21 protein-coding genes are annotated in these 22,194 nt (G+C 66.8%); 12 read left to right on the plus strand and 9 right to left on the minus strand.

The features are described 5' to 3' along the window. Positions 1–20 precede the first annotated feature (20 nt). From ACQEWB_RS10190 to ACQEWB_RS10205, 4 genes are all read left to right on the plus strand, one after another. The gene (locus ACQEWB_RS10190) at positions 21–1,478 is read left to right on the plus strand and encodes a site-specific integrase (RefSeq protein WP_432829293.1); all 1,458 of its coding nucleotides are present in this window, start codon (positions 21–23) and stop codon (positions 1,476–1,478) included. A 713-nt stretch (positions 1,479–2,191) separates the two neighbouring features. Continuing rightward, positions 2,192–3,259, plus strand: a complete 1,068-nt coding sequence (locus ACQEWB_RS10195; protein WP_432829295.1) for a hypothetical protein — start codon at positions 2,192–2,194, stop codon at positions 3,257–3,259. Beyond that, positions 3,256–5,469: a hypothetical protein gene (locus tag ACQEWB_RS10200; protein ID WP_432829297.1), complete on the plus strand. Its 2,214-nt coding sequence runs from the start codon at positions 3,256–3,258 to the stop codon at positions 5,467–5,469. The genes ACQEWB_RS10195 and ACQEWB_RS10200 overlap by 4 nt, the downstream gene beginning before the upstream one ends. Continuing rightward, positions 5,466–6,014, plus strand: coding sequence for a hypothetical protein (locus tag ACQEWB_RS10205; protein ID WP_432829299.1), 549 nt, complete (start codon positions 5,466–5,468; stop codon positions 6,012–6,014). Before ACQEWB_RS10200 ends, ACQEWB_RS10205 begins: the two co-directional genes overlap by 4 nt. Before the next feature lie 383 nt (positions 6,015–6,397). Here the strand turns inward: ACQEWB_RS10205 and ACQEWB_RS10210 are convergent, their stop codons facing one another. Beyond that, positions 6,398–6,883, minus strand: coding sequence for an Lrp/AsnC family transcriptional regulator (locus ACQEWB_RS10210; protein ID WP_432829301.1), 486 nt, complete (start codon positions 6,881–6,883; stop codon positions 6,398–6,400). A gap of 81 nt (positions 6,884–6,964) precedes the next feature. Between ACQEWB_RS10210 and ACQEWB_RS10215 the strand changes: the two genes are divergently transcribed. The 3 genes from ACQEWB_RS10215 (at position 6,965) to ACQEWB_RS10225 (ending at position 10,599) form a co-directional block, all read left to right on the plus strand. Further along, the gene (locus tag ACQEWB_RS10215) at positions 6,965–8,215 is read left to right on the plus strand and encodes a MalY/PatB family protein (RefSeq protein ID WP_432829303.1); all 1,251 of its coding nucleotides are present in this window, start codon (positions 6,965–6,967) and stop codon (positions 8,213–8,215) included. A 41-nt stretch (positions 8,216–8,256) separates the two neighbouring features. Further along, positions 8,257–8,721, plus strand: coding sequence for a RidA family protein (locus ACQEWB_RS10220; protein ID WP_432829305.1), 465 nt, complete (start codon positions 8,257–8,259; stop codon positions 8,719–8,721). Between the two features lie 447 nt (positions 8,722–9,168). Then, positions 9,169–10,599 (plus strand): amino acid permease, encoded by a 1,431-nt coding sequence (locus ACQEWB_RS10225; protein ID WP_432829307.1) that lies wholly within the window; start codon positions 9,169–9,171, stop codon positions 10,597–10,599. Positions 10,600–10,661: 62 nt separating this feature from the next. On the opposite strand, the gene ACQEWB_RS10230 is transcribed toward ACQEWB_RS10225, so the two are convergent. The 5 genes from ACQEWB_RS10230 to ACQEWB_RS10250 all read right to left on the minus strand — a co-directional run bounded on the left by ACQEWB_RS10230 (position 10,662) and on the right by ACQEWB_RS10250 (position 15,042). Continuing rightward, complete coding sequence (locus tag ACQEWB_RS10230; protein WP_432829309.1) at positions 10,662–10,961, minus strand: sulfurtransferase TusA family protein; 300 nt, start codon at positions 10,959–10,961, stop codon at positions 10,662–10,664. Beyond that, positions 10,958–12,202 carry an MFS transporter gene (locus ACQEWB_RS10235; RefSeq protein ID WP_432829311.1) on the minus strand — a complete coding sequence of 415 codons (1,245 nt, stop codon included), beginning with the start codon at positions 12,200–12,202 and terminating at the stop codon, positions 10,958–10,960. The genes ACQEWB_RS10230 and ACQEWB_RS10235 overlap by 4 nt, the downstream gene beginning before the upstream one ends. 111 nt (positions 12,203–12,313) lie before the next feature. Next, positions 12,314–12,844, minus strand: coding sequence for a DinB family protein (locus ACQEWB_RS10240; protein WP_432829313.1), 531 nt, complete (start codon positions 12,842–12,844; stop codon positions 12,314–12,316). Positions 12,845–12,878: 34 nt separating this feature from the next. Then, on the minus strand, positions 12,879–13,961 hold the full coding sequence (locus tag ACQEWB_RS10245) for a flavin monoamine oxidase family protein (RefSeq protein WP_432829315.1): 1,083 nt from the start codon (positions 13,959–13,961) through the stop codon (positions 12,879–12,881). A 46-nt stretch (positions 13,962–14,007) separates the two neighbouring features. Further along, positions 14,008–15,042, minus strand: coding sequence for an alcohol dehydrogenase catalytic domain-containing protein (locus ACQEWB_RS10250; protein ID WP_432829317.1), 1,035 nt, complete (start codon positions 15,040–15,042; stop codon positions 14,008–14,010). Between the two features lie 154 nt (positions 15,043–15,196). Here ACQEWB_RS10250 and ACQEWB_RS10255 point away from each other — a divergent pair, with 154 nt between their 5' ends. Further along, the gene (locus ACQEWB_RS10255; RefSeq protein ID WP_432829319.1) at positions 15,197–16,087 is read left to right on the plus strand and encodes a LysR family transcriptional regulator; all 891 of its coding nucleotides are present in this window, start codon (positions 15,197–15,199) and stop codon (positions 16,085–16,087) included. 139 nt (positions 16,088–16,226) lie between these two features. Beyond that, positions 16,227–16,928 (plus strand): GNAT family N-acetyltransferase, encoded by a 702-nt coding sequence (locus ACQEWB_RS10260; RefSeq protein WP_432843730.1) that lies wholly within the window; start codon positions 16,227–16,229, stop codon positions 16,926–16,928. A 137-nt stretch (positions 16,929–17,065) separates the two neighbouring features. Here ACQEWB_RS10260 and ACQEWB_RS10265 read toward each other — a convergent pair whose 3' ends face one another. Beyond that, positions 17,066–17,491, minus strand: a complete 426-nt coding sequence (locus tag ACQEWB_RS10265) for a MarR family winged helix-turn-helix transcriptional regulator (RefSeq protein ID WP_432829321.1) — start codon at positions 17,489–17,491, stop codon at positions 17,066–17,068. A gap of 82 nt (positions 17,492–17,573) precedes the next feature. Here ACQEWB_RS10265 and ACQEWB_RS10270 point away from each other — a divergent pair, with 82 nt between their 5' ends. Next, on the plus strand, positions 17,574–18,458 hold the full coding sequence (locus ACQEWB_RS10270) for an MBL fold metallo-hydrolase (RefSeq protein WP_432829323.1): 885 nt from the start codon (positions 17,574–17,576) through the stop codon (positions 18,456–18,458). Positions 18,459–18,544: 86 nt separating this feature from the next. Beyond that, positions 18,545–19,324 carry an oxidoreductase gene (locus ACQEWB_RS10275; RefSeq protein WP_432829325.1) on the plus strand — a complete coding sequence of 260 codons (780 nt, stop codon included), beginning with the start codon at positions 18,545–18,547 and terminating at the stop codon, positions 19,322–19,324. Between the two features lie 451 nt (positions 19,325–19,775). Here the strand turns inward: ACQEWB_RS10275 and ACQEWB_RS10280 are convergent, their stop codons facing one another. Then, positions 19,776–20,546, minus strand: a complete 771-nt coding sequence (locus tag ACQEWB_RS10280; protein WP_432829327.1) for an SDR family NAD(P)-dependent oxidoreductase — start codon at positions 20,544–20,546, stop codon at positions 19,776–19,778. 192 nt (positions 20,547–20,738) lie between these two features. On the opposite strand from ACQEWB_RS10280, the gene ACQEWB_RS10285 reads away from it, so the two are divergent. Next, positions 20,739–21,389, plus strand: a complete 651-nt coding sequence (locus tag ACQEWB_RS10285) for a TetR/AcrR family transcriptional regulator (RefSeq protein WP_432829329.1) — start codon at positions 20,739–20,741, stop codon at positions 21,387–21,389. Here the strand turns inward: ACQEWB_RS10285 and ACQEWB_RS10290 are convergent. Beyond that, positions 21,386–22,096 (minus strand): HupE/UreJ family protein, encoded by a 711-nt coding sequence (locus ACQEWB_RS10290; protein WP_432829331.1) that lies wholly within the window; start codon positions 22,094–22,096, stop codon positions 21,386–21,388. The genes ACQEWB_RS10285 and ACQEWB_RS10290 overlap by 4 nt on opposite strands. Positions 22,097–22,194: the final 98 nt, after the last annotated feature.

Here is a 22,194-nt window from a genome sequence, read left to right on the forward strand (position 1 = left end):
CACGGGGAGGGTGCTGTGTTATGAACGAGTGGCGATTGGTTTGGGCCGGTGCTGGGGGCACACCCGCTCCCCACACAACGGGAGTTCTCGCCAACTGGCGCGATCTGGCTGAGCGCGAGCGCGAGTTGGGGATCCGTGCGGGGCAGCCGATCCTGATCGACCCGAGAGGACGCTCCGATCCCCGCCTGAGTAAGATCTTTCGACACAGGGATTTCGCCCGAAAAGCGCAGGGGACCAAGGAGACGTACGCGCCGGACTATCGGCTCTTCTTCACCTTCCTGTGGCAGCGCGGATTGGGGTGGGATCAGGCAGCGGCCGACGACCTTGAGGACTGGGAAGACTGGCGGCTGCGCGGCGAGGGAAACCCGCACCCGATCGGCGGTGTGAAGTGGGCAAGGGAACTCGCCGCCCTGATGTTGCTCTACAAGATCGCGGTCAAGTTGAAGTACGTTTCTGCATCACCTGTGGTGACACGCACCGTAAACACAACTGACGGGGCGATCGAAGTCGCAGAGTTGGCGCCGAAGGATGTACGCAGCTCAAATGTGAAATGGCTGTCGCCGCGAGGATTCCGAATGTGGCGGGACGTAGGTCTGGGCGGATTACTCCCAGGCGGGCTGGAGGATGCACGATGGCCTGGCCGCAACGACGGCCGAGATGTAGCGTTCGCCGATTTTACCTATTCCAGCGGTCTGCGGCGTCGTGAAGTTGGGACGTTGTTGTTGCCGGAGCTTCCAGCATTGGAGAGCCGCCGATACTACTCCGGCTGGATGGGGAAGGCAGTTGCAAAGCGTGCAGGGCGCTTCTATTACGTCAACCACCTAGCCCTGCAGCAGGCAGAGTTGTACCGCATTTCCACGCGGGATTCGGCAATCCGTCGAGCAAGGAATCGTGGCCTATATGACCGCATAGAAGGGCGTTTGTTGCTACGGGAGATTACCCCCAGCCGCAATGTTTACTGGAGCGATGTCAACGGGCGTACCTACACGGCGCACATTGATAATCTAACGGTCGAGCACCGAATGCGGATGTTCGTCATAAGTGAGTCCGGCTTGGAGCCGGCGATGCTATGGCTGACCGAGTCTGGAATTCCGATGGCGTACCGAAGTTGGACCAAGGTCTTCGAACGAGCCAGCCAACGGTGTGCGCGACTCGGTCTGAAGGTGTACGCCACGCCGAAAATGCTGCGCCATTCGATGGCTCTCCGGGTGCTCGTGTCGCTACACCACGCACTGGACGGACGGTTGGGCCTGACTCCCACCGAGCGTAAGAACTACGAGGAAACCTACGGCACCGTGTGGACCATGGTGAAGGATCTTCTTGGCCATCGTTCGGAGATAACCACGCGCGAGATTTACCTGGAGCCTGTTCGAGGCCTTCAAATCGAGAGTCTCCTAAATGACACAGACAACCCTAATAATACCGACTTGTTTGCGGAACTTTCCCGTAGAACTGGCCTGATCTTGGATGTGGCATGAGTCCGACAGGAAGGCGTGCCCCGCTGCCACCGACGGGATATCGGCGTCGCGAAATTCTAGACGAAACGGGCCTGATAGTCAGACCTGTTGGGCAAAATGGCGAAGAGTTCGGGACGTACGATTTCTCATCTCTACCTGGTGCGGTGACCCTGCGGCGTGAACTTGCTGCAGCATTTGCCCGTCGAGCTCGTATGCACTGGGACAGTACGGCCACCTGCTACACATACGCCAAGAGCCTGGATCACTTTCTGCGAAGCATGGGCGCCGACCCCACACAGATTCAGTCAGTCGCCGATCTCTCCATAGAGCGATGGAAGGCCTGGGCCGAATTGCCGGGCAGTAGAGTCCGCGTACGCCATATTTCCCTGCTGCTTCGGGAAATACAGGAATTGCCGATCGATATTGTCGGCGCAGTTTCCAGGCGTCGACGATGGGTCCCTTCAAAACCCAAGCGGAGCTTAACCCGGTCGGAATTGAAGCGAGTACGGGACGCTGCATCCCACACGGTGAGGCGCGCGCAGATGCGGATCAGTGGCAACCTTGCGCTGCTCGATCGCTGGCGCGCTGGAGAGACCTCGGCAGGCTCACCGAATCATATATGGGGAGAGATACTTGACCACCTTGCCCAAACAGGGGACGTGCCCAGATTCCCGAGCGGAAAGCCGTGTCCCTGGGTAAAGGCCGAGTGTCGACGTCGAAATGGTGTCTGGGACATGCACTGGATGCTGACGGCGCTGTTCCCCTCTGTGGTGGAGAAAGGCGCAGCAGCAGTTCTCTTGATCTGTCATGAGGGCTGGAACCTCGCGGTACTGAAGAGGTTGAAGGTCCCTGATTCTTGGCCGAATGCCGACGGTGCGGAGGAAGAAGTTGCCATCCACAGGATGGAGATCGACAAAGTTCGTCGCAGCCGACGCCGGCACTTCAGTAACAACCTCGTCAATTTGGGTGAAGGCAGTCCTGGGGAGGCAATGTCCCAGATCATTGCCATGACTGAGCAGGTCCGTGAGACTCTGGCAGTGCTCGGCCAGCCCAGTGATCTTCTGTTGTGGTCGCGTGGTGTCCGCCATCCTCCTTTCAGCAGTGGTGCGTCCGGACTGCGGGACGCCATCGGTGCGTGGTTCGAGAAGGACGGTGCTGACCTGCCTGAGAGGATGAACTCGCGGTTGCTGCGCCACACCTCGCAAGTCTTGTACGGGCGTCCACGTCACAACACGAGGAGAGTCCACGAGGAACACTATCTGCGGCGCGACGAGCGTGTTATCGAGGATTCGAAGGATGTCGTCGCTGCTGGGTTGGAACACGCTGTACAGCACGCGCGCGAGACTGTCCGCATGCGCGTGGTCGCTGCAGCGGACGGCGGGGACCCAGAAGGCGTAGAGATTGCGGAACGGACCGGCTTGACGTTACCGGTTGCCGAGCGATTGGCTCACGGCGACCTGGACACCGCCGTGGCTGCCTGCGAGGACATCGAGAACAGCCCATTGACGGCGAATGGTGGTCTGTGCATGGTCTCCTTCCTCCTGTGCTTCGCCTGCACCAACGCGCTCGCAACGCCCCGCCACCTTCCCCGGATCGCCTATCTCCACCAGTCGCTGGAAGCACTGCGCTCCGTGGTCAGCAAGGCTGCATGGGTTGCAGATTGGGCGGAGCATCATCACCGCATCGGTGATCTGTTGAACAGGCATACAGATCTCAACAACCGGGTGGAACTGCTCTCTGTGGTGTCGAAACGGGACAAGGAGCTCATTGACCGCCTGCTGGAGAGGAGGCTCGATCCGTGACTGACGGCACTGCGGCTTCGGCCGTCAACCTCGTCGATCCCCGCCCGGGGGATCTTGTGTTCCCTCGGCATCGGATCCGTCCCGGGATTTCCTTGGAGCAGGTGTCACGCTTCGGGGATCTGCGCTGGGAACTGGCCCACCTGAGCCAGGAAGAAACCGCGCGGAGCAAGGCGTACTTGTGGTCGAACTTCCCCACGGCTCTACGGCGGTCGTTCATGCGGATCTCGTGGGCGTTGATCAACATTCCCACTCCAGAGGTACTGCATCAAAGTCTTGGATCAAGGTCTCGTGCCGTGCTTGGAGGAAGTTCGTTGCTGTCGGCGTTCACCGCTTTCCGAAAGTTCGCGCGGTGGCTAGAGAAAGGAGGAATCACTCGCATCGGTGAAATCGATCAGGATCTACTCGTCCAGTACGCGGACTACTTGGGCGAGAAGGGGTGGACCGATCCGCATGACGAGCGGCAGCTGTTTGCGATCTCTCGCATCTGGGCCTATGCACCATTCCTGCTCCCCGAGGATCGGCTAGTGATGCCGCCATGGGAGGATCCCGGAGCAGCGATTACGGACTTCCTTGGCGACGATTTCAGGAGTTCAGGCGGCGAGAACCGTGAAGTCGTCATCCATCCGGCCACCATGTCACCTCTGTTGGTCTGGTGTTTGCGGATGGTAATCGATCTTGCTCCCGACATCACAGCCGCGTACTTCGAGTGGCAACGTCTGACCACGCGGATCCGCCAGCCTGGCGATGCGCCGCCCGACGGACGTGAACTCGTACGCGCACATATCGAGAGACTGATGGCCGCGGGCGGAAAGGTGCCTATCTTTATCGGCGGCGTTGGCAAGACGAACGAAAAGCTGTGCCTACCCGCTGGCGAGAGGCCACCCATCAGTGCGTCTATGCTCGCCGGGCAGTTAGGGGTGACCATCCAGCAAGCGTCGCAATGTCTGACCGAACTGTTTCCTGACTCAAGCCGCCTAATCTTTGATGATGGAGCACCTCTGCCGGTACACCTCACCGGTCGAATCGATGGGGAACCATGGAAGGAAGCAGTCGACTTCGCTGAGGCGCAGCGCCTGGCGGGGCACTTGGTGACAGCGGCGCTGATAACCATCGCGTATCTGTCGGGTATGCGCCCTGAGGAGGTCCTCCACCTTGAACGTGGATGCTCCCGTCGCGAGGAACGCGCGGATGGAACTGTCCGCTACCGCATTACCGGAAAGCACTTCAAGGGGGTTACTGATGAGGACGGTAACACCCTTCCAGGCGGGGAAATCCGTCCAGAATCATGGACGGTCATCGATCTGGTCGACCGCGCGGTAAGCGTTCTGGAGAGACTCCACGAGGATCGCCTGTTGTTTCCCCGGTCATTGACCGTCAGATTGCGTGAGCCAGCACACACTTCAATCCCCGTAGAGGGCCTTAACACTCAGATAGTTCGTCAGCGCTTCGTATCCTTTATCGCTTGGGTTAATGCGACAGCCGCTCGCCTTTCGCGTGATCACGAACTGATTCCAGATGACCCTCATGGTCCGATCACCCTGCGGCGGTTGCGGCGCACAGTCGCCTGGTTCATCTACCGTCGACCAGGCGGGCGGATCGCGCTGGGGCTGCAGTACGGCCATGTTGGAACTTCCATGGCCGAGTCGTACGGCGGCCGCACCAAAGCCGACATGCTCGAGATTCTCGACTTCGAGAAGACACTCGCAATGGCCGACGCCCTGGCCGAAGCAAGCGACCGCATCGAGGCTGGCGAGGTCGTCAGCGGGCCGGCTGGAGATCGCTACGTCGCCGCAGCAAGAGAGTTCGCCTCACGCTACGAGGGCGGATTCGTCTCCAAGGCTCAGATGAAAGGCTTGAGAAACAACCCTCGCTTGCAGATATTCGAGGACCCACAGGCCTTGCTGACATGCAACTTCGACCCATTCAAGGCGCTCTGCGATCCCGGGCAATCCACAAAGACTGCACAATCACAGCGGACTCCGAACTGGAGTCGTTGCAACCCGGCATGCGCCAACATCTCCCGCTCAGACACACACATGCGCCGAGCCCAAGCAGAGATCGAACTGCTCGATGCCGAGAGCGCCGACCCGCTTCTTCCGCATCCCCTCAGGGTCCGACTCCAGCAGCTTCGTGCCTCCTGCGAAGAAACCATTGAGAAACATCGCTCCACCAGTCGATGGCCCGCATCTGGTAGCGGGGAGAACGTATGACAATGGAACACGTCGAACCCGACCAGGACGGCGTGACTATGCCAGTTCCCACGACCCCTTCTGCTGCAAGCATTGCCGAGACGGTGGGAACCGTCCTCGCTCAGACTGCTTCCGTGGCGCGCGCAGGGCGGCCCGAGGACGCAGATGAGATCGAAGCAATCACCGCCGCCATGGTTCGCCTCCTCGTCGGCATACCCATGCGCTCTGACGGCAAGTTGACTGTGAAGTCCCTGGCTGAGGAAGCCGATCTAAAACGCAACAAACTCACCCACAAGTACACTCATCTCAAGGATCTCTTCTACGCGTTGGTACGTACGCAAGAGACCCGTCCGAAGGTCGTGGATGCACTTCACCATGAGAACAACGAGCTGAAGCGCAAGCTCGCAAAGACTCGTCTCGAGCGTGACCAGTTGAAGGATGACGTAAAACTGCTCTCTCGCGTGATCCATGTCCTGGAAGTAGAAAACTATGAATTGCGGAGCTCAGCAGACGAAAATGGCGTCATTCGTGTCCTACCAATGCGGCGTGCAACGGATCGAGACTGAGCTTCTTCGAGCTGGCCACTGATTAGGTGACGGCCTGCGAAACGCAACGAGCGAGGCCCCCGACTGTTGATCGAGATGTCTGACGTCTCAATCGCGCTGCTCGGGAGTCTGGTTGATCATCTATCCTGCCGCATGTGCTCGTGAAGTCGGTGACGATGCTTGTCGTCACCCGTGAGGGCGACCGGCGCCACAAGCTCTGGCCGTCCCAACGCGCGATGGTGGCACTGAGGTTGTATTCGAGACCAAGATCCGCGTCCTGGTCGACCGCGGAGTATGTCGCGATCTGATCTTCCTTGTCCCGGACTCCTCGAACCTCCAGGCCGGAGGGGACGGCACCGGCTCAGGCCTGGTAGGTCCGCGTCAGATGCGGTCTGGCTGAAGTGTCACATGGCGGAGCCCTTGGGCGAACGCTCGCGTGGCGGTCGGCCCGGGAACGGGCGAGGGCTCACGACGTTCTTCATGACGATAGTCGAGTTGAGGCCGCGCACTCCGGGGAGGCGGATGAGCACGGTCTCGTAGAGGTGCTGGTAGGACGGCAGGTCGGCGCTGACCACGCGGATCAGGTAATCCGGTTCGCCGAACAGCCGCTGGGCCTCGATGACCTCGGGAACCTCCGCCAGCGCGGCGTCGAATTCGTCCACCGCGTCCGGGCGGCCGAGCGTGGCGAAGAGCAGCACCTCGAAGCCGTACCCGAGGGTCGCGCCGTCGATGAGCGCGCTGTATCCGCGAATGACCCCGTCCGCCTCCAGCTCCCTGACACGGCGCTGGCATCTGGAGACGCTGAGCCGGACCCGGTCGGCCAGATCTGTGAGCGTGATGCGCCCCTCCGCCTGCAGGATGGCAACAATCTGGCGATCCACGGCGTCCATGGCTCAGATGTTAGCTCCGCAAGCGGGATTTCAGGCAAAGTTCGCGAACTTTTTGCCACCCATTCTGGCTAGCATCCCGCCATGGCATGCGAAATCACCCTTCTCAGTACGAATCAAGTGGGCTCCGCCGACAGCGGCCAGCAGGGTTCGGTCTTCGATGAGGCCGTCGACCGGAGCAGCTCGAACTCCATGAAGTGGTCCTTCGCCAAGGACTTCCTCACTCCGGACGAGATCGCGGCCGATCCACTGCCGATGTGGGTCGCCGACACCGACTTCAAGGCGCCCCGGGCCGTGCTCGACGCCCTGCACGAAGCCGTGGACCACGGTGTCTTCGGGTACCCCGGCGGCGCGACCGACAGCTACCTCGACGCCGTGACCGGCTGGCAGGCCCGGCGGTTCGGCTGGGAGATACCGCGGGAGTGGGTGCTGCAGACCGCCGGCATCATCACCTCGCTCAAGACCGCGGTGCAGGCGTTCTCCGCGCCCGGTGACTCGGTCCTGATCCAGCCGCCCGTGTACGCGCACTTCCACAACGACGTGCTGCTCAACGGGCGCCACCTGGCCTTCGCTCCGCTGGAGCGCACCGAGGACGGATACCGGTTCGACGCCCGGACCTTCGAGGCCGCCATCCGGCCGGACACCAAGCTCTTCATCCTGAGCCACCCCCACAACCCGACCGGCAACGTCTGGTCCGAGGACGAGCTCAGGACGATGGGAGAGATCTGCGCCCGGCACGGCGTCCTGGTCATCTCCGACGAGATCCACCAGGACCTGATCATCAACCCGGCCAAGAAGCACGTCCCGTTCGCGTCGCTCGGCGAGGAGTTCGCGCAGAACAGCATCACCTGCACGGCCCCGAGCAAGACGTTCAACCTTCCGGGACTGCAGAGCGCGAATCTCTTCGTGCCCAACCGCAGGATGCGCGAGGAGTTGGCCCGGCAGTACGAGCGCAATCTGTTCCCACTGGTCAACGTACTGGGCATGGTCGCCGCCGAGGCCGCCTACGCCTACGGTGAGCCCTGGCTCGAAGAGCAGCTGGCCTACCTGCGCGGCAACCACGCCCACTTCACGCAGGCAATCAACAGTGCCACCTCGAAGGTGCGCGTGCTGCCGGCCGACTCGCTCTACCTGGCGTGGATGGACTGCCGGGGCCTCGGCATGGACGCGGCGTCCCTCGACAAGTTCATGCTCACCAAGGCCCGCCTGTGGCTGGACAAGGGCCAGAAGTTCGGCATCGACGGCCACGGCTATATGCGCGTGAACCTCGGCTGCCCCCGCTCCACGGTCGACGAAGCGGTCCGACGACTGACCTCGGCCGTCGAGGACCTGTGACCGAACGAAGACCTCATGAAACCCGCTGAGGAGACACCGTCATGACATCCGCCGTTGAAGCACGCCTGCTCGATCTCGGCGTGACACTCCCCGAACCCGCCGTGCCCGTGGCCAACTATCTGCCGTGCGTGGAGGCGGGCAACATGCTCTACACCTCTGGACAACTGCCCTTGCGCAACGGGGCACTCGTCTCCGCGGGGCTCCTCGGCCGGGAAGTGGACATCGCCACCGGACAGCTCGCCGCACGGTGGTGCGCGGTCAACGTCCTCGCCCAGGCGGGAGCCGTCCTCGGTGATCTCGACCGGATCAAGCGGCTGCTCAAGATCACCGTGTTCGTCGCCAGCGCTCCGGGCTTCACCGAGCAACCGCTCGTGGCCAACGGCGCCTCCGACCTGTTCGTGGACGCGCTCGGCGACAACGGCAGGCACAGCCGCTCGGCCGTCGGGGTGGCCGCGCTGCCCATGAACGCACCGGTCGAGGTCGAAGCCGTCTTCGAAATCCGCTGAGGCGGTATCCCCTCCGGGTCTCGCCCTCTCCGAGTCCTGCCCCTTCCATCGGGCGCCCGCCTGCCGGTGCCTCCCACCGCGACGCCCCCGGAGAGGGGCCTCGGTGATCAGCCGCTGCCGACTCCGCCGAGGCCCTTCTCCCTCTCGCCGGTCAGTGCCAGAGCCCACTGCGCCACACCTGCACACACCCACACGCACCTGCGCTGCCGGCCCGAAGCCCGAAATGGCCCGGCAGCTGGTCGAACCGGCCCGCCACCCCGCTCAGCGGCCGGTTTCCCCTGGCAGCCCGCACCTGCCGTCCATGCGCCGGAGTCGCCATCCGCGTACCCGGCGCGCCCTCCCCTCCCCAGCCGCGATCCGGCTCGGCCACGCCCTCTTCACCTGGTCGACGAGCTCCGACGGCCAGTCATCAGAGATCGAACTGATCCGTCCCCAGGAGGCAATGCGATGGCAAGCGTCAACCCCGAGGCGTACGAGAAGGAAAACCTCAAACGCGACCTCAAGAGCCGCCACATCCAGATGATCGCCATCGGCGGCGCGATAGGCACAGGCCTGTTCTACGGCTCCGGCTGGGCCGTCAAGACGGCCGGTCCGGCGATCATCCTCACCTACGTCGTCGCGTCCGTGGCGATCTACTTCATCATGCGCGCGCTGGGTGAGATGTCGGTGGAGGAGCCCGTCTCGGGCGCCTACATCTCCTACTCCAACCGCTACATCCACCGCTTCGCCGGCTTCCTCAACGGCTGGAACGCCTTCGTCTTCCTCCTCGCCACCAGCGCGGCCGAACTCAACGCCCTGGGCCGCTACGCCCAGTACTGGTTTCCCCAGCTGCCGATCTGGGTGACCGCGGCCGCGGCCGTCAGCGTGATGTTCGTCGTCAACATCATCGGTGTGAAGGTCTACGGCGAGGCCGAGTTCTGGTTCGCGGTGATCAAGGTCGTGGCGATCGTCGCGATGATCCTCTTCGGTGTGGCCATGATCGTCTTCGGTGTCGGCAACGACGGCCACCCGGTCGGCTTCGGCAACCTGACCGACCACGGCGGGTTCTTCCCGCACGGTCTGAGCGGAGTCGTCCTGGCGATCGTGATGGTCGCCTTCTCCTTCGGCGGCGTGGAGAACCTCGGGCTCGCGGCCGGTGAGGCGAAGGACATCGCCACGACCATGCCGAAGGCGGTCAACGCGACCTTCTGGCGGCTGCTGATCTTCTACGTCGGCGCCATCACCGTTCTCGTCACCGTCTTCCCGTGGACCGATCTGACCGGCGACGGCAGCCCCTTCGTGACGGTCTTCACCAAGATCGGCATCCCGGCGGCCGCGACCATCATGAACCTGGTCGTGATCACGGCCGTGCTGTCGGCGGTGAACGCGAGCGTGTTCACCAACAGCCGCACCTTCTACAACCTGTCGCTGCAGGGCAACGCGCCGAAGTTCCTCGGAACCGTCAACCAGCGGAACGTTCCGTCCAAGGCGATCACCCTCGTGTTCGTCACGGTGTTCGGCAGCGTCCTGCTCAACGCCCTGATGCCCGAGCAGGTCTTCTCGATCTTCTCCTCGGTCACCGTCTACGGCCTGGCCTGCGCGTGGGCGTCCATCGCGATCAGCCACCTGCGCTTCCGCAAGATCAGGATCCGGAACGGGCAGGACCACCAGATCCGCTACAAGGCGCCGTTCTACCCCTACGCGAACTACCTCTCCCTGGCGTTCGTGGCCGCGGTCATGGTCTGCATAGCCATCCTGCCGGACATGCGCACCTCGCTGTACGTCTCCGGGAGCTGGGTGCTGGTGGTCTTCATCGCCTACAAGATCCGCACAAGAGGCGGTGAGAACCAGAAGACCCAGCCGCAACCGGCCCGGGTCGAGAGCGCGCCTGCCGAGTGATCGGAGCGGGCAACTGCCAGGGGCCGGACATCTTCTCCGGCCCCCTGGTACAGGTCCGGACCTCAGCGTTCGGCCCGCCGCCACGGGGCGTCCGGACGGGTGGGGTGTGCGTCGGCGGCGAGCCGTAGCGCGTACACCGCCCGGTCGGTGCCCCGGACAGGACCGAGGTACGTGTGCCCGGTCATATGGCACCAGGCGGGCAGGTCGAGCGGTGCGGCCGGGTCGGTGGCGACGACGTGGACCAGAGTGCCCGGTGCGGCCCCGTCGATGGCCTGGCGCAGACGCAGCAGCAGGGTGACGCAGAGCAGGCCGGTGCCGTCCACGGTGAGGTCGGCACCGGCGGCCGAGGTGGGCCGACTCACCGACGACTCGCGCTGACGGCGATCGCGGGAAGGACGGCGAGAGCGAGAATGCCGCCGGTGAGGGCGAGCACCGGGTAGCCGGCGGCCGCGACGACGAGACCGGAGCTCAGGCCACCGGTGGCCCCGGCGACGGCGATGGAGACGTCGACCAGGCCCTGGGTCCTGGCGCGGGTGGCCAGCGGCACGGCATCGGTGATCATCGCCGTGCCGGAGACCAGCCCGAGGTTCCAGCCCAGTCCGAGCAGGGCGAGGGCGAGGGCGAGCAGGGCGACGGAATCCGCGGGCGCCGCGGCGGCGGTGACGCCGGCGGCCAGGAGGGTGAGTCCGGAGGCGACGGCGACGACCGTGGGGCCGTATCGGTCGACGAGCCAGCCGGTCAACGGTGAGGGCAGGTACATCGCGCCGACATGGATGGCGATGACGAGGCCGGAGGCGGCGGTGCCGTGGCCGTGGTCATGCATGTGTACGGGCGTCATGGTCATCACGGCGGTCATGACGAGTTGCGTGAGGATCATCGTGAGCGCGCCCGGTATCAGCCCCGGACCACGGGGGCGCGCAGCTGTCGCGACGGCGGCCTGCGGCGGCTGCTGGAGGTCGAGGGTGCGGGCGAGCAGCAGCGGGTCGGGGCGCAGCCATACGGCGAGGACGAGGGCGGCCAGCGCGTAGGCGGCGCCGGCCAGAAGGAACGGTCCGGCCAGCGTGGGGATGCCGAGAGCGTCCGCGACGTCGCCCATCGGCGCGGCGAGGTTGGGGCCGGCAACGCCGCCGAGGGTGGTGGCGACCAGGACCGTGGAGACGGCGCGGGCGCGGTGCGCGGGTGCGGCGAGGTCGGCTCCGGCGTACCGGGCCTGGAGGTTGGTGGCCGTTCCGGCGCCGTAGACGAACAGGGCGACGAAGAGCAGCACGGGGTTGTCGGCGACCGCGGCGGCGATGACGCCCGCGCTGCCGACGGCGCCGGTCAGGTATCCGGCGGCCAGGCCCGGTCGGCGGCCCCGTGCCTGGGAGATGCGGCCGATGCTGACGGCGGCGAGGGCGGAGCCGGCGGTGAACAGGGCGCTGGGCAGGCCCGCGAGGTCGCTGGAGCCGAGCATGTCCTGCGCGAGCAGGGCGCCGACGGTGATACCGGCGGCAAGTCCGGCCCCGCTCAGGATCTGGCTGCTGACCAGGACCACGAGGACTCGACGTTGTGCCTCGGACCGGGGGGATATACCAGCCGGGGTGTCTGAGGCGGTACTCGTCACGGGGGCTTCTTCTCTTTCCGGTGGGGCGGCCGAGGCCGACAGGGGACGGCATCGCCCGGCGCTGCGGGATGGGCGGCAGCGCCGGGCTGGTGGTGACGCGCCAGAAGCCGACTACAACCCGTTGACGACGAGGTAGCCGTCGATGCGCCGGACGTGGGCGCAGTCGGGATCCGGCGGCAGTGCGTGCCCGAGGTCGTTTCCGCGCACCTCACTGATCCACTGGTCGTGCTGGTACTCGTGGTTGATGAGCGCCGTGAGCAAGTGCGTCGCGACGATGGTGAGTTGTGCGGGGGCGCCGACCCGGCCGGCGGCGATGTCGCCCATCCGGGCGTGCACGCGTTCGGCGACGGTCGTACGGAACTCGGTGAGCCGCTTGACCGTGGGAAGGGTGCCGCGGAACTTCTCCGGGTTCGCCGAGTCCATCAGGGCGTCCAGGTCCGGATCAGGGCTGGGCTCGGCCGCGGTCAGGTTGCGGATCATGAAGTGGGCGACGTGGGCCTGGTGGCCGAGATGCCAGCCGATGGCGCTGGAGTTCTCGTGCGGGCGCCAGGTCACCTCGTCCGGGGTGAGATCCCTCCACAGGTCGTCGGTGTAGGCGCGGGCGCGGTCGTACTCACGCAGCAGTGCTTCGATCTCGTGCATGGATTCGCCTCTTCTGCGGTCAGGGGTGCCGTTGTCACGGAGCGGGAGCGGCCGCGCGGGCGGGGGGCGTGGACAGAACGGCGTGCGCCGCTCGCTCGGCGGCGGCGAGGGCCCCCTCGATGTGCCCGGCGTACTGGACGGATGTCTCGGTCGTGGCCCAGTGCAATCTGCCGTCCAGCGCGGGCCGCTGGTAGAGGGGGTGCCCGAACAGGGAGTAGTCGGCGAGGCGATGCGCGCCGGGCGGCGCGGCCCACGGCTCGCTGCTCCAGTCCTGTACATGGAGCGACTCGGGTTCCGCGGCGGCGGGGCCGAAGAGCTGCGTGAGCTGGGCGGTCACCGCCTGCTCGAAGCCGGGGCCGACGGCCTGGGCCGGGGCGAAGCCGAACAGTGCGGCGGGCCGCCCGTCGGGCCCCGACATGTCGTGCAGCTCCTGCAGCGGGCCGGTTCTGCTGAACGCCGCCCCGGCGAGCCCCGCGTCCCGCCAGAAGGCGGTGGAGTAGCGGGCGACGACCTTGGCAACGGCCCCCATCCATACCGGAGTTGCCCGGGCGAGGCGGGCCAGGTCCGGGGGCAGCTCCGGATCGAACGCTATGCGTGAGAGGGCGAGCGCGGGCGGTACGGCGAGGACGACGTGCTCGGCATGCAGCACCATGTCCGGCGTACGAACGTCGAGTCCGCCGGTGGCGCGTCGGTGGATCGCGGTGACCGGGGTAACGAGCCGTAGAACTTCCGGCGGCAGCTTGACCGCGAGAGCGCGCGCGAGGGAATCGGCTCCCGGCGCGAAGCGACGGGCGGGGACGTCGATCAGGTTGCCGGCCAGTCTGCGGACCCCGGTGGAGTCCTGGAGCATCGTGTCCCCCGCGAGATGCTGCTCGAAGGTGTCGATGCCGAGCCGGGCGGCGAGCTTCGCGACCCGCTGCTCGCCGTCCCAGAACCAGGTGGCGCCCAGGTCGAGCGCCCCTGGCGGGGCTGCGGCGCTGAGCAGACGCCCGCCGCAGCGGTCCCGCGCCTCCAGGCAGACGACATCCCGTCCGGCATCCGTCAGAGCGGCGGTCGCGGCCAGTCCGGCGATCCCGGCACCGATCACGACCACGTCGTGGCCGTCCTGCTGGAGCATGTACGGCTCCCTTTCTCTGCGCTGCTTCTCTGCTCTGCGACGGCGGTCAGACATCTGTGGTGAGGACCATCCGGAAGCGGGCCTTGCCGTCCTGCTGGGTGTCGAGCGCCTGCTGTGCCTCCTCCAGCGGGACGGTCTGCACCCGGGGGCGGACGCCGGTGGCGACGGCGAAGCGTATGGCCTGTTCGGTGTCGGCGGGGCTGCCGGTCAGCTGACCGGTGACGCTGCGCGCCCCCATCACCAGCTTGGCCAGGGGCAGTTCGAGGGGAGTTCCGTCGAAGCCGACGACCGTGAGCCGCCCGTGCGGGGCGAGCCCGTCCACCAGCTCCGCCAGCGGTTTGCTGCTGGCGGCCGTGGACAGGATCAGCCGTGCTCCGCCCAGCTTCCCCAGCGCTGCTCCGGGTTCCCGCTGTTCGCTGTCGATGTAGTGCCGCGCGCCCAGTTCCTCGGCGAGCTCGCGCTTCTCCTCACCCCTCCCGATCGCCACCGGCTCGAAGCCCATTGCCGCGGCGAACTGCACCGCCAGATGCCCCAGGCCGCCGATCCCGAGGACGGCGACCAAGTCACCGGGCCCGGCACCGGAGTTGCGCAGCGCGTTGAAGGTGGTGACGCCCGCGCATCCGAAGGGCGCGGCTTCCGCCGCGGACAGCCCCTCGGGGATCCGGGCGAGGGTGGTGGCGGGAACCGTGATGGTGCTCGCCCAGCCACCGGGATACGACAATCCCGGCACTCTCCGCTCCGGGCAGTGGACGACGTCCCCGGTACGGCAGGCGGGGCAGTGCCCGCAGCCGCCGCCGAACCAGCCGACGGTCACCTGTTCCCCCACGCCCCACCCTCGCACCTGGGGACCCAGCTCAGCGATCACCCCGGCAACCTCGTGGCCCGGAGTGACCGGGAAGCCGGCCGCCGGAGCGGGATTGCGGACCGTGCCGATGTCAGCGCCACAGATGCCGGTCGCCGCCACGTCGACACGCACCTCGCCGGCCCCGGGAGGCCGCGCCTCCACCGGGACGACCCGTACAGCGGCCCCGGGCTCCGCCACCTGTGCGGCCCGGTGAACACGGTTGGCATCGTGGGCCACGAGAATCGCTCCATGAAAGGAAAAAGGGAGCGTGGAAATCCACGCTTTACCGCGTCTGCGGCTTCGTCTGCACCGTAGGGCGCCCCGGCATATCCCGGTAGAGGATCACCGGGAATGGGGGTATAAAGGGAAGTTATAGCCAGGAGGGGGCAGTATGAACATCGAGGGGCTGCGCTACGCGCGGGCCGTCTCCACAACGAAGTCCTTCAGCGCCGCCGCCCGAGCCTACGGCGTGACCCAGCCGGCCCTGTCCAACGGCATCGCCCGCCTGGAGCGGGAACTGGGCGTGGCGCTGTTCGATCGCTCGCCGCGCGGAGTCACGCCGACCCCGGACGGCGCCCGGATCCTGCCCATGATCGACCGAGCGCTCGACGCCCTCGACTCGGTGGCCGCCGAGGCCCGCCGGCTGGCCCACCCGCCCGCCGACACGATCCGCATGGGCGTCTCCCCGCTGATCGGCGCCGACCTCGTCGCCCGCGCCTTCGACGCCGCCCGCACGCTGGACCGGCCGCGCGACCTGGTCCTGCGCGAGGCGGATCTCACCCACCTGCGCGACGACCTGCGAGCAGGTGAGCTGGACATCGTGCTCGTGCCCGCTGTGCAGGCCATGCTCACGTTCCGGCGCCGAGTCATCGCCCGCGAGCCGGTCGTCGTCATCGACCCCGCCGACTCGCGGACCGAGAGCCCGGTCGAGCTCGACGCCGCGGCCGACGCCGCCTACATCCTCGTACCGGACAGCTGCGGACTGACGACCTTCACCACCGAGCTCTTCCGCAGTTACGACCTGGCGCTGCGCACCTACCCCGGGGAAGCCTCCAACTACCGCGTGCTGGACGAGTGGGCGCGCATGGGTGTGGGCGCCGCGTTGCTGCCCCAGTCCAAGACCACACCCGAGCACGGCGGAAGCCGCCCCCTCTTCCGGGCCGGGGTTCCCGTCGAGATCGCCTACGAGGCCGTCTGGGACAACGGCACCCCACTCGCCGCCGACCTGGAGGACTTCGCCGCGACTCTCGCCCAGCACGGCAATGAGGCCATAGGCGATTGACAGAGGTTATGGCTCCATCACTCTGCAGCCCCTACCTGAATCACAGTCACGCAGCTAACCTCCCGGGCATGGTGCATCTGGAAATCACCCTCACCCGGAGATCAGGATCTACGAAGCGGTCGGAGAAAAGCGCACCATGATGACGAGTGGGGACGCCGCCGTACTCGACGACCCGGTGGGCGAGTCGCTGCGCGACCGTCATGCGGGACTCGCCCGCCGCCTCGGCCGGGCCGTGACCTACCGGCCGGACGTCGCGACGTTTTCGGCGGTGCCCACCGCCGCGGACTCGACGGACTGGGCCGACCTCGCCGGACTGCTCGGTAGCGGCGAGTTCGCCGACATGTTCAGCTGTCGAGCCACCCCGCCGCCGGACTGGGAGCCGGTTTTCGTCCTGGAGGGCCGGCAGATGATCTGGCGCGGCGACCGACCGGTCCAGGCGCGTGCCGCGACCGGCCCGAGCGTGGTCGAGCTGAGTGCGGCCGACGTGCCGGAGATGCTGGACCTCGTGGCACGGGCCCAACCGGGGCCGTTCTGGCCTCGTACACATGAACTCGGGACCTATCTCGGCATCCGCGAAGGGGGGAGGCTGGCGGCGATGGCGGGCGAGCGGCTGCGGCCTCCGGGATGGACCGAGATCAGCGCCGTCTGCACAGCTCCCGAGGCACGCGGGCAAGGACACGCGCTCCGCTTGGTGAGCGCGCTCACCGCACGCATCCGCTCCCGGGGCGAACGCCCCTTCCTGCACGTGGCCGACACGAACACCGCCGCGATCGCGCTCTACGAACGGCTCGGCTTCGAAAGCCGCACACAGGTGACCTTCCGCGGCTTCCGTACACCGTGAGATCTCCGGGGGCCTGATCCGCCGTGTGAGCGCGAAGGCTCCAGCACGGTGGGCTTCAACAGGACGCCGCGCCATCGACGTTCCCGTCCGACCTTTCCTGGGCCGCTTCGGCCCGTCATCCGAGGTGCCCCCGCGTTTCAGCGGTGGGAAACGGCTCGCTGCAGCAGGTCCTGCAGCAGGCCTTGTTCCTGCTCGGTCAGGCCCAGCGACGGAGGTCCCTCCCGCAGGATTTCCAGCAGCTTTTCCCGGCGCCGGGTGCCTTCGGGGGTGAGGCTCAGCTGCTTGGCCCGGCGGTCGGAGGGGTGGGGGCGCCGTTCGATCAGCTGCTGGCTCTCCAGCTTGTCGATCACGACGGTGGCGTTCGACGGTTCGCAGACCATCCGCCCGGCCAGCTCGCTCAGGGTCATCGGACTCGTCAGCTCGCGCAGCGCCGCTGCCTGCGCCGGGGTGAGACCGATCCTGGCCACCCGCTCACGGACATGCGCGGTGATCTGAAGGTCCAGCTGGTTCACCAACTTGCCCAGCTCCCACAGCGCCGCCGCCTGCGCATCCGTCGTCGTCATGGTCCCAGGCTAGCAAGCTCTTTCAAGCCATGATAGTTATAGCCATAACCTTTCAAGTCATAGCCATATGGAGGTCGGACCCATGACGCACACGACATCGCACCCGAACGAGCGGCTCCGGCGCCCTTCGGGCATCCGCTCCCTCACCCTCGGCGACACCAAGCTCACCTACGTCCCCGACGGCGTCGGCACACTGAACGCCAGGATGCTGCTGACGGAGCCCACCGAGGAGGACTGGGCACAGCACGCCGAATACCTCGACGAGGGCGGACACCTGGTCACCGGCAACGGCGGCCTGCTCGTGGAACGCGACGGCCGCGCCCTGCTCATCGACGTCGGCACCGGCCCGCTGACGATGGGCCCCCCGGAGAACCCGTTCGGCGTCCTCAGCGGCGGCGCCCTGCTCGACAGCCTCGCCGCCATCGGCCGCAACCCCGCGGACATCGAGGCCGTCGCCCTCACCCACCTGCACGTCGACCACTTCGGCTGGGCCTGGCACCCCGCTCCCGGAAGCGACCAGCCGCCCTTCGCCCACGCCGACTGCCTCGTGGCCGAAGCCGAGTGGGCCCACCGCCACCACGCCGAAGCACAGGGCATGGGCGACATGATCAAGGGCCTGGAACCGCGGGTACGCACCGTGGCCGACGGCGAGGAGATCTTCCCGGACGTCCGGGTCAGGCTCGCTCCCGGCCACAGCGCCGGACACACCGCCTACGTCATCGACGCCGACGGCCGGCGGGTCATCGCCTTCGGCGACGCCTTCCACTCCCCCCTCCAGATCACCCACCCGCTCTGGGAGAACACCTTCGACCACGACCATCAGCAGGCCACCAGCCTCCGCCACGACCTCGTCCTCGAACTCGCCAAGCCCGACACGATCGGATTCGGCATCCACTTCGCGGACGTGCCCTTCGGCCGCGTGCAGATCGACGACAGCCGGCCGGTCTGGCACCCGGTCGACGCCTGAGCCGGACGCGGGTGCCGAGTCCCGGCGAAGCCGCCGGAGGCTCGGCACCCGGCGTCGACCAACCACCCATCAGCAATTGGAGTGCCGTGAACCTCAATCTCACCGCCAAGACAGCCGTCGTCACCGGCGCAGGCCGGGGCATCGGACTCGCCACCGTCCGGACCCTGACAGACGAGGGCGTCCGTGTCGTGGGCGCCGCCCGCACCATCACTCCCGAGCTCAAGGAAACCGGCGCGCATACGGTGTCGGCCGACCTGAGCACCACGGACGGAGTCTCCGCCCTCATCGACACCGCCCTCACCGAGCTCGGCGGCATCGACTTCCTGGTCAACAACGTCGGAGGCGGCGACTCGGCAACCGTCAACTTCCTCGACATCGACGATGCGGAATGGGCCGGCGCGTTCGACATCAACCTGCTCAGCACGATCCGTGCCACCCGCGGCGCCCTGCCAAGCCTCGTCGAGCGCCGCGGAGCCATCGTCAACGTCTCCTCCATCCTGGCCCGGATGCCCGGCGGCTTCCCCGTCGCTGTCGCCGCGGCCAAGGCAGCGCTCACCGCCGTGGGCAAGTCGCTGGCCGAGGAGTTCGGTCCCCGAGGCGTGCGTGTGAACACCATCTCCCCCGGCCTGGTCCGCACGTCGGTCTACGAGGACCCCGACGGCCAGGTCGCCCAGTGGGCGGCCACGTCCGGCCAGAGCCTCGCCGAATTCGTCCAGCAGATGGCGAAGTCCCAGAACGTCGCGACCGGCCGCATGGCCGAACCCGAAGAGGTTGCGGCCCTGATCGCGTTCCTCCTGTCCGACGTGGCCGGAAACATCAACGGTGCCGACTACGTCATCGACGGCGGCACGATCAAGACGGTCTGAACCCGAAGCCCGCCGACGGAGAATCCGCCTGGAAGGGGACCGGTCGCGCCCAGATCCGGATTGCCCTCGGGAGTGCTGCGGCAGAAGAGGACCGGACCGCTTCGCACGGATAACAGCGGTTCCAGGAACGGTCCGGTCCGAACGCGACAGGCGACGCCGCCCGAGGCGACGTGCCTGTTCGGACGCCCGTCCCGGTAAGCGTGATCAACTGCTTGACCTGCGCCTGAGGAATTGTCCGCCCGAGCGCGCGCCCGGTTCGAGGGTGCCGCGCCTCCCCACGGCCGTGCTGACGAGGGGCGGCGGGCGTTGTGGTGTCGGCGGAGTCGATGTCGTCCAGGGTGTGCGAGGCCGGTGCTCGGCGCACACACCTTGGCCGCTTCCAGGCTGGTACCGGACGGGTTCCGCCCTCGTGCCGGCCGGGCACCCCCGGTCACCCGGCCGGCGGGAGACTTCAGTCGCGGATGGTGATGCCGCCGTCGACCGACCAGGCTTGCCCGTTGACCCATTCCGCGTCGTCGGACAACAGGAAGGCAGCGGCGGCGGCCGGATCGGTGGGCCTGCCCAGCCGCGGGCTGCGGTACAGCGGCATGATCGAGGCCCTCATTTCGTCACTGATCTGCTGTTGCGCCGTTTCGGTCATGGTCACGCTGGGAGCGAGCGTGTTACAGCGGATCCCCTCCTTGCCCCAGGCGGAGGCTATGTGCCGGGTCAGGGCGTTGACGGCGGCCTTGGAAGCGCCGTAGGCCGGGCGTTCGGGGTCGCCCCTCCAGGCCGAAGTCGACGAGGTGTTGACGATGACGCCACTGTTCTGGGCCAGCAGGTGGGGAAGGACCGCGCGGCAGGTGAGGGCGTAGCCGAACAGGTTCACCTCGAATGTGCGACGCCATACGGCCAGGTCCATGTCCAGCACGTTCGTGTCCCGGCCCAGGTTCTGCGGGGAGAGATCGGCTCCGACGTTGAACAGCCCGTCGATTCCGCCGAATTCGTTGACGGCCGTGTCGACGAGCGCCCCGATCGAGGATTCGTCGTCGAGGTCGAACTCGACGGCGACCGCGTTGCCGCCGGAGTCGTTGAGAAGTTCGGCCGTGGCGTGCGCGGCGTCGAGGTTCCTGTCTCCGATGACGACCAAGGCCCCTTCCTCGGTGAGCCGCTCCGCCGTGGCGGCGCCGATCCCCGCGGCGCCGCCGGCGATGACGATCCGCTTGCCCTTCAGTCCCCTCATGTCCCTCTCCTTTGCGTGGGCGTGCGCTGAGCGCCGCCTCCTGCCCGGCCAACGGCATGGATGAGTCCGTTGTCGACAGCGGCGACGGCTGCGAACCCAGCTTAGGCAACACATGTAGCCTTTCCTATAGATGACTGCAAACCTGCGTATGTAGGAAATCCCTCATACGTAGGAGAAGGTAGGCTCCGGGAGATGACCACGGCCAACAGCAGCAGCGCTCCGCCGACCGATCGACGCGTACGGCGCACCCGGGCGACCTTGCAGCACGCCCTGATCGGCCTCGTCGAGGAACGGGACCTCTCGCAGATCAGCGTTGCCGACGTCGTGGACCGGGCCGAGGTGAGCCGCTCCACGTTCTACGACCACTACCGGGACGTGCACGAACTGGCCGAGGCCGCCTGCACCTCGATGATCGACGACCTGATCGGGGTCGTCGTCGCCCTCGCCCCCATCCGCCCCACGCCGTCAGGTCCGCCTGAGGATCCCGACCCCACGCTGACGGCGTTCTTCGCGCACTTCGCCGAGCACGCCGGTCTGTACCGCAGCCTGCTCGGACCAACAGGAAGCGCCCGCGTCATCGAACACGTACGCCTGCGCACCACCGTGGCCGCCCACTCCTCCGGGCGGCTTCCGGCCATGGACGAGGCTTCACCGCCGGACACCTCGGACACCTCCGGCAACCCGCACGACGTCCCCGCGGCGTTCGTCGCAGGCGCGCTCCTCGGGGTGGCCACCGACTGGCTGCTGCGCGGTTGCCCGGGCACACCGACCGAGATGACGACGCGAGTCAAACCGCTCCTGCGAGCCCTGGCGGACGGAGATTACGCACCGTCCACGCCTTAGGACGCAGGAGACACCCGAGGCGTGCATCCCGATGCCATCGGGCGCTGACGGACGGGATTCGCCCACTGCCCTCGGGAGGGTCCGGGCCGCCTTGGACCGGCCCCCGCCCCCGGCGGTGACTGACAGCCGTCCAGAGCACCGCGGCGCCGGTCAGGACGACGAACAGCTCGGACGTGTGTTCCGGCGCTGTCCGCTGCTCGGGCCACCGGGTTGGCCAAGCCGAGGCGGTCGAGGAGCCAGCCCAGGGCGGCACAGACGCAGGCGACGACGGTCAGTGGAAGCCGGGCGAGGACAAGCAGGCTCGGCATGGCGAGGAGGACCAGGAGGAGTTGCATCGCCTCGATACCCAGGTTGAAGCCGGCCAGGCTGAGGGCGAGTTGGACCGTGGGGAGGTGCATCTCCGCCAGGACGAAGGAGAACACCAGGCCGTGTCCGAGACCGAAGAAGCCGGCTACCACGGCCTCATGCCGTGGGAACAGCGGGCGGATCGCGTGCACCGCGCCGAGCAGGAACATGGCGTTGGTTCCGCTCCAGACACTCCCCACCTCCAGGTCGATGGTGAGCGGCGTGACTTTCATGGTGTGGGTGTCGGTGCGGATGACACCCATCTGCGTGGCCGCCCCTCGTCCCCTTCCCTCGACACGTCCGGTGGCCCAGTCCTGACGGATCGACACCAGGACGGTGTGGGTGACGAGTTGGTGGACCACGGCGTCGTAGCCGAGGACGAAGTGACAGGTGCCGCCGCCGGTGGGCGCGGTGAGCGTCTCCTGGACGCTCAGCTCACGGTAGGGGCCGGTGGACGTTG

This window comes from Streptomyces sp. CA-249302 (assembly GCF_050936785.1).
GTDB lineage: Bacteria > Actinomycetota > Actinomycetes > Streptomycetales > Streptomycetaceae > Streptomyces.

Coding starts and splice junctions, on each gene's coding strand:
- ACQEWB_RS10190 (WP_432829293.1), top strand. CDS start 21: ATGAACGAGTGGCGATTGGTTTGGGCCGGTGCTGGGGGCACACCCGCT.
- ACQEWB_RS10195 (WP_432829295.1), top strand. CDS start 2,192: ATGCACTGGATGCTGACGGCGCTGTTCCCCTCTGTGGTGGAGAAAGGC.
- ACQEWB_RS10205 (WP_432829299.1), top strand. CDS start 5,466: ATGACAATGGAACACGTCGAACCCGACCAGGACGGCGTGACTATGCCA.
- ACQEWB_RS10210 (WP_432829301.1), bottom strand. CDS start 6,883: ATGGACGCCGTGGATCGCCAGATTGTTGCCATCCTGCAGGCGGAGGGG.
- ACQEWB_RS10215 (WP_432829303.1), top strand. CDS start 6,965: ATGGCATGCGAAATCACCCTTCTCAGTACGAATCAAGTGGGCTCCGCC.
- ACQEWB_RS10220 (WP_432829305.1), top strand. CDS start 8,257: ATGACATCCGCCGTTGAAGCACGCCTGCTCGATCTCGGCGTGACACTC.
- ACQEWB_RS10225 (WP_432829307.1), top strand. CDS start 9,169: ATGGCAAGCGTCAACCCCGAGGCGTACGAGAAGGAAAACCTCAAACGC.
- ACQEWB_RS10240 (WP_432829313.1), bottom strand. CDS start 12,844: ATGCACGAGATCGAAGCACTGCTGCGTGAGTACGACCGCGCCCGCGCC.
- ACQEWB_RS10245 (WP_432829315.1), bottom strand. CDS start 13,961: ATGCTCCAGCAGGACGGCCACGACGTGGTCGTGATCGGTGCCGGGATC.
- ACQEWB_RS10255 (WP_432829319.1), top strand. CDS start 15,197: ATGAACATCGAGGGGCTGCGCTACGCGCGGGCCGTCTCCACAACGAAG.
- ACQEWB_RS10260 (WP_432843730.1), top strand. CDS start 16,227: ATGACGAGTGGGGACGCCGCCGTACTCGACGACCCGGTGGGCGAGTCG.
- ACQEWB_RS10265 (WP_432829321.1), bottom strand. CDS start 17,491: ATGACGACGACGGATGCGCAGGCGGCGGCGCTGTGGGAGCTGGGCAAG.
- ACQEWB_RS10270 (WP_432829323.1), top strand. CDS start 17,574: ATGACGCACACGACATCGCACCCGAACGAGCGGCTCCGGCGCCCTTCG.
- ACQEWB_RS10280 (WP_432829327.1), bottom strand. CDS start 20,546: ATGAGGGGACTGAAGGGCAAGCGGATCGTCATCGCCGGCGGCGCCGCG.
- ACQEWB_RS10285 (WP_432829329.1), top strand. CDS start 20,739: ATGACCACGGCCAACAGCAGCAGCGCTCCGCCGACCGATCGACGCGTA.